This is a genomic window from Amycolatopsis japonica (genome assembly GCF_000732925.1).
GTDB lineage: Bacteria > Actinomycetota > Actinomycetes > Mycobacteriales > Pseudonocardiaceae > Amycolatopsis > Amycolatopsis japonica.
Window position 1 is genome coordinate 2,075,037 of record NZ_CP008953.1, and the last position, 12,439, is coordinate 2,087,475.

At 68.8% G+C, this 12,439-nt stretch carries 10 protein-coding genes; 4 read left to right on the forward strand and 6 right to left on the reverse strand.

Going from position 1 to position 12,439, the window contains the following annotated elements:
• Window positions 1-18: 18 nt before the first annotated feature.
• Together AJAP_RS10130 and yaaA are read right to left on the reverse strand one after the other, a co-directional pair.
• Window positions 19-1,470, reverse strand: a complete 1,452-nt coding sequence (locus AJAP_RS10130) for a trypsin-like serine protease (protein ID WP_038509983.1) — start codon at window positions 1,468-1,470, stop codon at window positions 19-21.
• A gap of 87 nt (window positions 1,471-1,557) precedes the next feature.
• Entirely contained in the window at window positions 1,558-2,313 is a 756-nt protein-coding gene (yaaA, locus tag AJAP_RS10135) for a peroxide stress protein YaaA (protein WP_038522760.1), read from the reverse strand.
• Between the two features lie 59 nt (window positions 2,314-2,372).
• Here yaaA and AJAP_RS10140 point away from each other — a divergent pair, with 59 nt between their 5' ends.
• A complete protein-coding gene (locus AJAP_RS10140; protein ID WP_038509985.1) occupies window positions 2,373-3,341 on the forward strand; it encodes a GNAT family N-acetyltransferase in 969 nt (322 codons plus the stop codon).
• 73 nt (window positions 3,342-3,414) lie between these two features.
• Window positions 3,415-4,350 (forward strand): phosphotransferase family protein, encoded by a 936-nt coding sequence (locus tag AJAP_RS10145; protein WP_038509987.1) that lies wholly within the window; start codon window positions 3,415-3,417, stop codon window positions 4,348-4,350.
• 511 nt (window positions 4,351-4,861) lie between these two features.
• Here AJAP_RS10145 and AJAP_RS10150 read toward each other — a convergent pair.
• The 3 genes from AJAP_RS10150 to AJAP_RS10160 all read right to left on the reverse strand — a co-directional run bounded on the left by AJAP_RS10150 (window position 4,862) and on the right by AJAP_RS10160 (window position 7,526).
• Window positions 4,862-5,950 (reverse strand): IS110 family RNA-guided transposase, encoded by a 1,089-nt coding sequence (locus AJAP_RS10150; protein WP_228694559.1) that lies wholly within the window; start codon window positions 5,948-5,950, stop codon window positions 4,862-4,864.
• Between the two features lie 285 nt (window positions 5,951-6,235).
• A complete protein-coding gene (locus tag AJAP_RS10155; RefSeq protein ID WP_038509992.1) occupies window positions 6,236-7,141 on the reverse strand; it encodes a 2-hydroxyacid dehydrogenase in 906 nt (301 codons plus the stop codon).
• A gap of 28 nt (window positions 7,142-7,169) precedes the next feature.
• On the reverse strand, window positions 7,170-7,526 hold the full coding sequence (locus tag AJAP_RS10160; protein ID WP_038509994.1) for a VOC family protein: 357 nt from the start codon (window positions 7,524-7,526) through the stop codon (window positions 7,170-7,172).
• A 126-nt stretch (window positions 7,527-7,652) separates the two neighbouring features.
• Between AJAP_RS10160 and AJAP_RS10165 the strand changes: the two genes are divergently transcribed.
• On the forward strand, window positions 7,653-9,401 hold the full coding sequence (locus AJAP_RS10165) for a proline--tRNA ligase (RefSeq protein ID WP_038509996.1): 1,749 nt from the start codon (window positions 7,653-7,655) through the stop codon (window positions 9,399-9,401).
• Window positions 9,401-10,327 carry a hypothetical protein gene (locus AJAP_RS10170; protein ID WP_038509998.1) on the forward strand — a complete coding sequence of 309 codons (927 nt, stop codon included), beginning with the start codon at window positions 9,401-9,403 and terminating at the stop codon, window positions 10,325-10,327. The genes AJAP_RS10165 and AJAP_RS10170 overlap by 1 nt, the downstream gene beginning before the upstream one ends.
• On the opposite strand, the gene AJAP_RS10175 is transcribed toward AJAP_RS10170, so the two are convergent.
• Window positions 10,264-12,438, reverse strand: coding sequence for a bifunctional lysylphosphatidylglycerol flippase/synthetase MprF (locus AJAP_RS10175; RefSeq protein ID WP_148311488.1), 2,175 nt, complete (start codon window positions 12,436-12,438; stop codon window positions 10,264-10,266). The genes AJAP_RS10170 and AJAP_RS10175 overlap by 64 nt on opposite strands.
• Window position 12,439 lies beyond the last annotated feature (1 nt).

The following is a 12,439-nucleotide window of genomic DNA, read 5'->3' on the forward strand; positions in this document are numbered from 1 at the left end:
ACCCTTTCATGACATCCGCTACTGGACGGTGAGGGTGTAGGTGGCGGTGGCGCTCTTGCCCGCCGAGTCCGTCGCGGTGACGGTCACCGGATACGTGCCGCGTTGGAAGGGCGCGACCACCTGCATGGTCGAACTGCCGCCGCTCGAGATCGTCTTCGGGTTGAAGAACGGGGCGAACGGCAGTCCTTGCCCGGACGCCGACAGCGTGATCGTGCCCGTGCCGCCGGTGGCGGAAACCGTGACGTTGCTGAAGAAACCGGGTTGCGCCGTCCCGCTGGCCGGGCTCAAGCCCACCTTGAGGTCGCCGGGCTGCGGTCCGCCTGCGCCGACGGTCAGTGTCAGGTTCGTGGTCGCGGTGTCGGTGGCCCCCTTGCCCGAGATCGTGACCGCGTAATCCTTTTCGGCCGTCCCGGCGGGAACCTCGATGCTCACCTTCGCCGACTCACCCGAGGTGATGGACGAGGGCTGGAACGTCGCCGTCGCGCCTTGCGGCAGCCCCGAAGCGCTGAGATCGACCTTCTCCGCGCCGTTCTTGCCCGGCTTGCTGGTCACCGTGGCCGAAACGTACTTGCCCGGCTCGACCTTGAGCGAGGACGGCGTCACCCCGAGCGAGAACGTCTCCGGGTTCTGCGGCTCACCGATCTGCTGCTTGACCCAGTCGCCCATGTCGTTGTTGAGCCTGCCGTAGACGCTGTACCACTTGAAGTCGCTGCGGCTCCACGAAGCGACGCCGACGATCTTGCCGTCCACCACGAGCGGCCCGCCGCTGTCGCCCGGCAGGATGGTGACGTGGCCGTCGCTGTAGCCGCTGCAGATCATCGTGGCTTCCTTGAAGCCGGCACCGACACCGTTGCAGTTGCTGCCCTGCACGATCGGCAGGGTGAACTTGTGCAGTTCGACGTTGCGGGTGTCGTCGTTGAAGTCCTTCTTGCCGTAGCCGAGACCCAGACCGGACTTGCCCGGCTTGTTCAAGTCCGTGTCGGCCGACGTCGCGACCTTCGCGTACTGGCCGCCGGGCACCGGGATGTCGGCGTCCGTGGTGACCACCGCGACGTCGTAGCCCTGGTCGAAGTTGACGTACTTCGGGTGCTTTTCATAACTGACGACGCCGATCCGCGTTCCGCCACCGGCGTTCAGGTCGTCGAGCCCGTAGAGGAAGGACTTCTCACCGGCCGCGTCCTTGCAGTGCGCGGCGATCAGGATCTTGCGCGGCGCGACGACCGAGCCGGTGCAGGTCTGCCCCTGCGGTCGCGTCCCGCCTTCGCGCAGGCCCGCGATGATGAACGGATAGTCCGTGACCGAGGCCGGCGTGCCGCCGATGGAGTTCGTATGCGGTCCGGAGGGGACGACCGCTTGGTCCGTCGGGGTGACCGCGGGCAGGTCCGCGGCGGCCGCCGGCGCGGGCAGGAGGACCGAGAGGCAGCCGAGGGTGGCCGTGGCGATCCCCAGTAGCCGTTTTCTTCTGTTCACGGTGGTTCCTTTCCAGGTGGCTGGAAATCACTTTCCGCATCCGCGCCTGGTGGAACAACCGAGGAAGAAGCCCGTAGGGGTACGGAACTAATGCGGCCCGTCGCCGGTCAACAGCTCGATACTGTGGTCACCGGTGCGTTCGACGTCGAGGCCCGCCTTCGACAGCACTCGCATCAACTGCTCCACAGTGGACGGTTCGCTGCGGGACTTCACCAGCTCCGCGGCCAGTCGTCCCTTGTACGCCTTGTTGAAGTGACTCACCGTGGTCCGGTTGCCCTTCGCGTCCTCGGTCACGACGCGGACGGTCACCGCGTCCGGGCGGAGCTTCGCCAGTGCCGAGTAGGGGCCGGAACGCAGGTCGACGACGAGACCGTCGATGCCCTGGAGCACCGGTTCGAGCACCGGCTTCCACACGCTGCGGACGGTCCCCAGCGACGGGAGCGCGTTGCCGCCGGAAAGCCGGTACGCGGGGATCGGGTCGGTCGCCGCGACCACCCCGAACAATGCCGAAGCCACGGCTAGGCGCTTCTCGGCCTTCGCCAGCGTCGCCTTGGTGAAGGACTTCACGTCGAGCGCGTCGTAGAGGACCCCGGTGTAGCGGCGCAGCCCGGGCATCGTGGGCGAGGTCCACAGCTCCGCGTTGCGGGCGACCTCGTCGGTCTGCCGTGGCGTGATGCCGAGCGCGGCGACACTGGCCGGGACGTCGTCCGCCAGTTCGACCAGCGCGTCGGCCAGCTTCGCGCGGGCCGGGTTCAGTTCCGGGAACGACAGTGCGCCGAGGTCCAGCGGGCCGCCGGTGCCACCGGTGGCCTTGGTTTCGGAAGGGGGGAGCAGCACGAGCACCACGGAAGCGTAACTAAATGGAGTGCGTCACCCCGAGGCGCGGGCTTAGCCTCGTCCGCATGAGCCTGACCTGGCGCCCGCTGACCATGGACGACATGCCGCGACTGGCCGAGACCTTCGCCGAGGCGGAGCGTGTCGAGCCGATCGAGGAGCACTACAGCGCGGAGGATCTCGCCGAAGAGATCGGTACGCCGACCGTCGACCTGCCGACCGCGTCCACGAGCGCTTGGGACGGCGACACGCTGGTCGCCTACGGTCTGCTCCGCAAGCGTGACGCGGCGGATCCGGTGCACATGATGCGGGTCGAGACGCTCGTCCATCCCGCTTATCGCGACGAAGCGATCGCCGCGCACCTCACCGGGTGGTTCGAGGAAGCGGGCAAGAAGCTCCACGCGAAGTCCCATCCGGACGTGCCGCTGGAACTGCACGGCGCGGCCAACACCAAGCAACGCTGGCTCTCCGAGGTACTCGTGGGCGCCGGGTTCGGGCACGCCCGCTGGTTCGTCGACATGCGGGCCGATCTCGGCTCGATCCCGCCGGCGAAGCCGCTGCCGGAAGAGTTCCCGCTCGTCGCGTACGAGGAGAAGTACGAGGCCCTCACGCTGCGGTCCCGCAACGAGACCTTCGCGGATCACTGGGGGAGCACCGAGCAGTCGCCGGAAGCGTGGCGGCATCTGGTGGTCGGCGCGAAGGATTTCCAGCCGGACCTGTCGTTCCTGCTGCTGAGCCCGGAGCGGGACAGGGTGGTCGCGATGGTGCTGAGCGCGTTCTTCGCCTCGGACGAGGCCGCCACGGGCGTGAAGGACCTGTACGTCAGCCACGTCGCGACCGACGCGAGCCTTCGCGGGCGCGGGATCGCGGGCGCGCTGCTCGGGCACACGCTCGTCCAGGCCAAGGCCAAGGGTTTTCAGCGGGCTTCGCTCAACGTCGACCAGGACAACAGTCACCGTGCTCTCGGGGTTTACGAGCGTGTCGGGTTCAGCGAGTTCCAGCGCTGGGCCGGGTATGTGAAACCTGTTCCGACCTGACCGGTTGTCACCCGAAAGGGTGGATTTCGGTACAGTCGATCTTCTCGGAGAGATCGCTGGGGGTGGTAGGGCGTTGCCGGTTTCCGCACGCCTCGGCTGGCACGACCTCCCCTCGGCGACGCGTGACGCCGTCGAGCGTGAGCTCGGGTCGATGGTCCGTCGTTCGTTGTGGCAGACCCCGGAATTCGACGGCGGTGTCTCGGCGCGGCTCGAACTCGAACGCGGTCATCGCTGGGTCTTCCTGAAGGCGATCCCGGCGGGCAGCCCGCGCGCGGGCGGCTACCGGACGGAGGCCGCCATCGCGCGACGGCTTCCCCCGGAGGCGCCCACGCCGAAGCTGTTGTCCTTTGTGGACGGTGAATGGCTGGTGCTCGCGTTCGCCGACTTCGACGGCACCAGGCCGAACCTGCGCCCGGGATCGCCGGACCTCTCGGCGGTACTGGCCACCTTCGGCGCGCTCGGGCGCACGCTCACGCCGTGCCCGCTGCCCGACGTGCCGGACGCGCTCGACGACCTCGGCCCGCTCCTGCGCGGCTGGCACGAACTCGCGAAGGAGCGCCCCGACGACCTCGACGCGTGGGCCGTCCGCAATCTCGACCGGCTCGTCCAGCTGGAGACGTCGTGGCATCCCTGGTCGGCCGGGGACACGTTGCTGCACAACGACATCCAGCCCGAATACTTGGTACGGACCGGGCCGGGCCGGGTGCTCGTCACCAACTGGCGCTACCCGGCGAGGGGCGCGGGCTGGCTCGATCTGGTCGCGCTCGTGCCGTACCTGCTCGATGCCGGGCACGAGCCCGCCGACGTCGACCGGCTGCTCCGGCGCCGCCCCGTGCTGGCCGGCGTCCCGGTCTGGGCGGTCACCGCTTTCGGCGTCGCACTGGCCGGGCACGCCGAACGTGCTTGCCGGTTACCGGAACCGCCCGCGACGACGGGGGTGCGCGCGGCGCAACGCCGCCTCGCGGGGGCGATGCGGGAGTGGCTCGCTTACCGGACCCACTGGCAGTAGCCGCCCGGCTCGTGAGTGGTGAGGACGGTTCTGGTGAACCTGTACTTGCTCACCAATCCGGCTTGACGCCGTCCTGCTGCCGTGGCGGAGCCGATGTCGGCGAGTGGGGAGGATCGGGGACGTCCAGTGTCCGGAATCTTCCCCGCTCGGCATGACCTTGATCAACGGAGGATTTGGGACACTCAACGTCCCGATTCCTCCATCGTCGGCACACGGGAACGCCGAGACCCGCGCGACCCTCGACATTCGCCCTCCTCAGGAGTGGATGAACAAATACCGACCCGCTCTAACCATCATTAACACTCACGAGAGGTGGCGAAGGTGGCGTGGTCGTCAGCTGGGCTGAAGGGAGCTTTCGCTGCGTCCGATGCGGCGAAAGGCCCCTTCGCGTCTTGTTGGTGGCGCTCTGTCCGCCTAACCACTCCAGATTTGGCGAGGCATCGGGGCACCGATCACGTTGCGAAAGCCACTTTCGCAACCTTCAACGTTGCGAAAGATGCTCCTATTGATGTCAAGGGGTGTTGGTGAGGTTTGCTAGGTCTGTGGTGAGGGCTTTGTGGATTTCGCGGGCGACGTAGCGTTTGAGGCAGCGGATGATGTGGCGTTTGGGAATGCCTTCGGCGGTGCGGCGTTCGAGGTAGGCGCGGGTGCGGGGGCAGTGGCGTAGGCGGACGATGACGATGCGGTAGAGGGCGGCGTTGGCGTGGCGGTCGCCGCCGCGGTTGAGGCGGTGGCGGTCGGTGCGGCCGCTGCTGGCGTTGATGGGGGCGGTGCCGCAGAGGTGCGCGAACCGGGCTTCGGTGTCGATCCGGTCGGGGTTGTCCCCGGCGGTGGCCAGGAGTTGGGAGGCGGTGCCGGGGCCGACGCCGAACAGGGTGGTGGTGGCGGGCAGGACTTGCTGGGTCAGTGCTGTCAGGTCGGCTTTGGCGTCGGTGATCTCGGTGGTGAGGTGCTGGATGCGGCGTGCGAGACGGCGCAGCGCGGTCTTGGTGCCGGTGGCGGGGCTGGTGAGGTCGGAGCAGGGCCGTAGCCGGGCGCAGGCGGTGATCAGGGCCTTTCCGGTGAGCCGGGTCAAAGATTCGCGCAGCGCGGCAGGGGCGGTGACGATCAGGGCGTCGAGCTGGTTGAGGGCCGCGGTGCGGGACTTGACCGCACTGTTGAGCACCGCGCGCAGGGCGGTGATCGCCGCGGCGGGCCCGGTCCCGGCCTTGGGGGTCGCGTCGGCGCGGCCTGACACCACGGCGTGGGCGGCGTTGATCGCGTCCTGGGTGTCGGTCTTTCCTTTGCGGCGGCGGGTATGCCGGTCCGGTTGGTTGACCTCCACCACCCGGACACCCTCGGCGGCCAGGTGGCGGGCCAGCCCGGCGCCGTAGGAGCCTGTGCCCTCAACCCCGACCGCGGTCACCGTGCCGAACCCGCCCAGCCAGGCCAGCAGCGCGGTGTAGCCGGCGGTGGTAGCGGGAAACACACGCGTGTCCAGCACCCGGCCGAGCCCGTCGACCGCGGCCGCGGTGTGGGTGTCTTTATGGGTATCGACCCCGCCGGTCACCCCGGTCAGGTCGACGGCATGCTGCTGATCGGTCATCCTGGTCTCTGCCATTCCGTGTCTCGATCGGTCGACGGATGGCACGTACCGGGCCGGCGGGGATGGACAACACAGTGATGGGTGTCCTGGTGGCACAGGCTCCTATCAAGTCACATCCCCCGGCCTGGTCACGTGCATGAACAGAGCCACAGAGAGCCCACAGATCTTTCGCAAGACAACCCCAACCAGGGCGTCAGTGGCTTTCCGGGTCAAACCCTCCGCGGTCTCCATCCACACACATCATCATCACTGTGGCTTTCGCAACGCCTCGGTCGCGGGTGGCGGCACCGCGGGACGGAACTAGCCACTCACGAGGTTCAGCGGCTCGTCCCCGGCGACGTACCGGCGCAACTGCTCGGCGACCAGCCGTTTCGCGCGCGGGTAGAAGGACGCCGACCCGCCCGCGATATGCGGCGTGATGATCACGCCCGGCGAACTCCACAGCGGATGCCCGGCGGGCAGCGGTTCCGGATCGACGACGTCGAGCGCTGCGCGCAACCGCCCGGAGACGGTCTCGGCCGTGAGCGCTGAGGTGTCGATCGCTGAGCCGCGCCCGACGTTCACCACCAGGGCGTCGTCCGGCAGCGCGGCGAGTTCCGCAGCGCCGAACAGGCCCATGGTCGCGGGCGTCTCGGGCAGGATCAGGACCACGATGTCGGCGGATGGAAGCAGCTCGGTCAGTTCGCCGACGCCGTGCACCCGCTCCGCGGGCCGGGCGGTGCTCGCCACCCTGGTCACGATCGCCTCGGCCGCGACCAGCTGCCGCTCGATGGCCTGGCCGATCGAGCCGTACCCGACCAGCAGCACCCGGCTGTCGGCCAGGGAGCGCGTGTGCTCGCGCTCCCACGACGCCGTCGCCTGCTGCGCGAACCACCGCGGCAGATCCCGCTGCGAAGCGTGGATCAGCGCCAGCGCGTGCTCGGCCACGCTGAGGTCGTGCAGGCCGCGGCCATTGGCCAGCTTCACTCCCGCCGGCACCAGCGGGATCAGCTTCTCCACCCCGGCCGACAACGACTGCACGAGCTTCAGCGAAGGAAGCCGGTCGATCAGCTTCATCGGCTCGGTGCCGGTGTCGTACGGCAGCACGTAGACCTCGACGTCATCGAGGCCCGAGTCCGGCAGCGGGCCCACGCCGTCGTAGAGCCGCGCGCTCAGCCCTTCGGGCAGCTCGATGTCGGACCAGGGCAGGATGGCTCGCTCCGTCATGCCGCCATTCTGACCACCGCGACGTCCGTCAGCCCTCGTGGGTCGCGACGCAGAATTCGTTGCCGACGGGATCGGCCAGCACCGTCCAGGCGAAACCCGGCATCTCGTGCTCGTCCAGCTTCTTCGCGCCCAGTCCGATCAGACGCTCCACCTCCTTCTCCATGTCTTCGGTCCCGAAGTCCACGTGGACCCGGTTCTTGCCCACCCGCTCCTCCGGCACGCGCTGGAAGGCGAACACCGGCCCGTTCTCCTTCTTGGCGTGCAGGATCAGGAACTCGCCGCCGTGGTCCTGATCCACCTCGACCTCCAGCGCCTTCGTCCAGAACGCCGCGAGCCCGCGCGGATCCGCGCAGTCGATCGTGATCATGCCCAGTTCGATACCCATGGCGGCACGCTAGCGGCGCCCACCGACAAAACCGGGCGCCCGCGATAACCGGTTGAACCGGCCCGGGGCGGGGTGACTACGCTGCGCAGAACGTCTAAGCACGTAATTCCAGCGAGGAGCCCAGAAGTGATCACCAGGATGTCGTCGTTGTTCCTTCGCACCCTGCGTGAGGATCCGGCGGACGCCGAGGTACCGAGCCACCGGCTCCTGGTACGCGCCGGCTACGTCCGCCGGGTGGCCCCGGGTGGCTATTCCTGGCTGCCGCTGGGCCTGCGGGTGCTGCGCCGGATCGAGAACGTCGTCCGCGACGAGATGAACGCGATCGGCGCGCAGGAGATCCAGTTCCCCGCGTTGCTGCCGAAGGAGCCTTACGAGGCCACCGGCCGTTGGACCGAGTACGGCGACGCCCTGTTCCGCCTCAAGGACCGCAAGGGCGCCGATTACCTCCTCGGCCCGACGCACGAAGAGCTCTTCGCGCTCACCGTGAAGGGTGAATACAACTCGTACAAGGACTACCCGGTCGTCCTGTACCAAATCCAGACGAAGTACCGCGACGAGGCACGCCCTCGCGCCGGAATCCTGCGCGGCCGCGAGTTCGTCATGAAGGACTCCTACTCCTTCGACCTCGACGACGAGGGTCTGAGCAAGTCGTACGAGCTGCACCGCCAGGCCTACACCAAGCTGTTCGACCGCCTCGGCATCGAGTACGTCGTCGTGAAGGCGACCTCCGGCGCGATGGGCGGCTCGGCCTCCGAGGAGTTCCTCGCCGTCGCCGAGACGGGTGAGGACACCTACGTCCGCAGCACCGAATCGGGTTACGCGGCCAACGTCGAAGCGGTCACCACGCCCGCTCCCGAGGCGAAGCCGATCGAGGGCCTGCCCGAGGCGAAGGTCCACCACACGCCGGACACCCCGACCATCGAGTCCCTGGTCGCGTTTTTGAACAACGCCGACCTCGGCCGCACCTTCACCGCCGCGGACACGCTCAAGAACGTTCTGGTGAAGACCCGCCAGCCGGGCGCGAAGGAGTGGGAGCTGCTGGCCATCGGCCTCCCCGGCGACCGCGAGGTCGACACGAAGCGCCTCGAAGCGTCGCTCGAACCCGCCGAGTTCGAGCTGCTCGAAGAGGCCGACTTCGCGAAGAACCCCTTCCTCGTCAAGGGCTACATCGGCCCGAAGGCGTTGAAGGACAACGGAGTCCGCTACCTGCTCGACCCGCGCGTCGTCGACGGCACCGCCTGGGTCACCGGCGCCGACGAGCGCGACCACCACGTGGTCGACCTGGTCGCGGGCCGTGACTTCACCGGTGACGGCACGATCGAGGCCGCCGAGGTCCGCGAGGGTGACGCGTCGCCCGACGGCAAGGGCACCCTGGTCGCCGCGCGCGGTATCGAGATCGGGCACATCTTCCAGCTGGGCCGCAAGTACGCGGACGCGTTCGAACTCGACGCGCTGGGCCCGGACTCCAAGCCCATCCGCATCACCATGGGTTCGTACGGCGTCGGCGTCTCGCGGCTGGTCGGCGTGCTCGCCGAGCAGAACCACGACGACCTCGGCATCGTCTGGCCGCGCGAGGTGTCGCCGTTCGACGTGCACGTCGTCATCGCGGGCAAGGACGAGACGGTCGCCGCGGGCGCGGAGAAGCTCGCCGCCGAACTGGACGCCGCCGGGATCGAGGTCGTCCTCGACGACCGCAAGGCCACCCCGGGCGTGAAGTTCGCGGACGCCGAACTCGTCGGTGTGCCGACGATCCTCGTCGTCGGGCGCGGCCTGGCGAACGGTGTCGTCGAGGTCAAGGACCGTCGCACCGGCGACCGCGAAGAGATCGCCGTCGACGCGGTCGTCGAGCACTTGGTCAAGCTCGTCCGTTCGTAATGTTCGGCAAGAAGCGCGGGGATTCCCCGGGCTACGAGGACAACGCGGCGCTGGACGGGTTCGGGGGCTATCAGCCCTCGGACTCGTCCGGCTACACGCCCGCTCCCGAGAGCCCGGCCCCTGAGCCGGAGCCGGAGAAGCCCGCGAAGCAGCCGATGTCGCGGAGCGGGCGAAGGGCCATGTACGGCTTCTTCGCGACGCTCGGCGTCATCGCGGTCGCCGCGCTCGCGAACAACGGTGACAGGTCGTCGGAGAGCAGCGCGCCCACGCCCCGGGCTCCGATCGTCTACACGCCTTCGCCTCAGGTCATCGCGCCGCCGGTGACCGAAGGCTGGCAGTCGGTGGCCGGGAAGGACGGCGTCTACGCCTACGACGTCCCGCCGAACTGGACGCCGAAACCCGGCACGATCCACGGCTGGGAGAAGGGCACCCAGGTCCCGGGCATCACCATGGTCGCCAGCGCCTTCGTCGGGGAAGGCTATTGCCCGCAGGAGAAGCGAAGCAGGCTCGGCGGAAGCGGGGTGGCGAACATCAAGCTCGCCGATCCCGCCGCCGCGGCGAAGAAGGCGGTCGATGACCTCGCCGTCAGCGCCTACAACCCCGAAGACGGCCCGCTGACGGCCAAGATCACCGCGGAACCGCCCCAGACCACCGAGTTCACGCTCGGTACCGGCAAGAAGGTTCCCGCGAGCATCGTCCTCGCGGAGGTCGTCACTCCGCCGGGAGCGTGCGGCGCCCACCGCGCCTTGGTCGGCGTGATCGCGCCCCAGCTGGGCGAAGCCTCGGCGGCCCTGGCCGTCTATTCGGGCCAGGACGCGCCGGGCGGAGCGGATCGCGAGCTGATCCTGAAGATCCTCAAGACCTACCGCGGTGTCCCGGAGGCCGACCGCAAGACCATCACGCCGCCGCCTTCGACCCTGCGCTGAGGCTTCTTGCCCGACCGCGCGAGCTTCGCCAGCCGCAGCAGCCCGGTGTTCGGCAGGTAGGCCCGGCCGAGCGCGATCCCGATCCGCGGCAGATCCGCCTCGTCGCGGAAGGCGAGGTACAGCGGCACGTGACGCGGCTGGAACTTCGCCTTGAACGCGTGCAGCGAACGGAAACCGTAGAACGGCTCCATCATCGTGCCGAGCGCGTCGAGCACCCGCTCGACGGCGTGCGCGGGTTCGCCCGAGCTCGCCAGGGGAGCGCCGGACAGCGAAACGAACTTCGCGCCTTCTTCTCGGAAGGCCAGGCAAGACGACGCGATCAGGAACTCCATCGACGGACGGAACCCGTCGGCGCGTTTGCGCATGACGTCGAGCGTCCAGCCGCCGATCGCGCCCGCACCGGTGTACACCGGCAGCCACGACGTCACGCCGTGGACCACGCCGTCGGCGTCCACCGCGAGCCCCACGCGGGTCTCGGGATCCATCGCCTCGTCGACACCGCCGAGGGTGAAGCCCATTTCCGGCATGCCCTTGTCGCCGATCCACTCCTCGGAGATCGCGCGGACCTGCGAGATCACCGCGCGCGGCTGGTCGGCGAGCCGGACGAGCCGGAACTCGATGCCGTCCTTCTTGGCGCGGTTGAGCGCGGTCCGCACGTCCTGCCAGCGCTTGCCGCGGAATTCCAGCGTGTCCAGTTCGATCAGGGTGTCCTCGGCGACCTGGACCTGCTTCCAGCCGAGTTCCCCGGTTTTGGCGATGGTGTCGCCGGTGGCGGAGAAGAGGCACGGTACGAGGCCGGTGTTCTCGCACATCGTGATGAACTCGGCGATCGTCCGGTCGGCGGCGCCGTCCGGGGCGATCGGGTCGCCGAGGGCGATGGCCACTCCGGCGTGGCGCCGGTAGGCGAGGTAGGACTTGCCGTCCGCGGCCACGAAGTACGAGTTCTGCGGCCAGGTCGTCATCCACGAAAGCGTGCTTCCGCCGTGACGGCTGAGCAGGGTGCGGGCCAGCGCGGGGTTGCCCATCCGGCCGAGACGGCGGCGCTTCCTCCGCGACGGCACGCGGAAAGCGCCGCGCGAGGAGACCAGCAGCGCGAATTCGACCGTCCACAGCAGGTTGTCCACGAAGAACAGCGGCGGATCCATCAGGTCGGCGTCCTCGCCGAAGATCTCCGCGAGCGTGAGCACCCCGCCGTAGACCATCACCTGCAGGATGACGAACGAGGTCAGGATCATCGCGCACCACCAGGCGACCTGGCTGCCCTTGCGCAGGCCGTTCATGATCGGCACCACGATCAGGCACAGGACGACGACTTCCCAGGTGGACAGCGAAAGCTCTTCGGACGAACCGAAGGGACCGTTGCCCGGTACGAAGGACATCACCAGTTCGGCGACCGTCAGGACCAGCAGGCCGGCCATCACGTAGAACCGCCACTCGCGCAGGCTCGGTCGCCGTTCGCGCGAGGATTCCTTGGCACCGACGAACTTCCGCCCGAACGGCAGCGCGAGGACGAGGGCGAAGAAGTGCACGAGATCGGCGAGTGTGCCGACGAAGATGATCGCGACCCCGGCGTAGACGCAGAGCCCGGCGCGCAGGCGCAGCCGCCACGGCGGGCGCAGGGTGGCGCTGGCGACCGCGACCGCGGCGAGCGCGCCGCCGGAGAATCCGACGTCGAGGCTGCCCGCGACGCGTTCCGCCCATTCCCAGCCGGAATTGCGGCTCAGCGCCAGGAACTGGACCGCGACCAGCACGCTGACGAACTGGCCGCCGATGGCGACGGCCATCGCCCGGCGCGTGCCGAGGCGCCATTCGGCGAATCCGGCGAACAACGCGAAGCTGAGCACCATCGGCAGGTAGTACAGCGGGACGACCGCGAACAGCGGTCCGGTGAACAAGGTCCACCACCGGCCTGCTTCGAGCGACGGCAGCCCATACGCGATGTACGGATACACCGCGCGGTCCTCGGCGGCCGACCAGAGCGCGCCCGTGGCCAAGGCGAGCGCGAGCATGGTCAGCGTGACGAGGCTGGTGAAAGGCAGCCGGTGCCTCAGCACCGTGGCGATCTTGTGCGTCCGGCCCGGCGCGGCCGTCCCGCTTCCCCCTTTTGGCATG

Excerpts from the sequence above, each read along its gene's own strand:
- AJAP_RS10140 (WP_038509985.1), top strand. The coding sequence starts at position 2,373 with ATGAGCCTGACCTGGCGCCCGCTGACCATGGACGACATGCCGCGACTG.
- AJAP_RS10150 (WP_228694559.1), bottom strand. The coding sequence starts at position 5,950 with ATGGCAGAGACCAGGATGACCGATCAGCAGCATGCCGTCGACCTGACC.
- AJAP_RS10155 (WP_038509992.1), bottom strand. The coding sequence starts at position 7,141 with ATGACGGAGCGAGCCATCCTGCCCTGGTCCGACATCGAGCTGCCCGAA.
- AJAP_RS10160 (WP_038509994.1), bottom strand. The coding sequence starts at position 7,526 with ATGGGTATCGAACTGGGCATGATCACGATCGACTGCGCGGATCCGCGC.
- AJAP_RS10170 (WP_038509998.1), top strand. The coding sequence starts at position 9,401 with ATGTTCGGCAAGAAGCGCGGGGATTCCCCGGGCTACGAGGACAACGCG.
- AJAP_RS10175 (WP_148311488.1), bottom strand. The coding sequence starts at position 12,438 with ATGCCAAAAGGGGGAAGCGGGACGGCCGCGCCGGGCCGGACGCACAAG.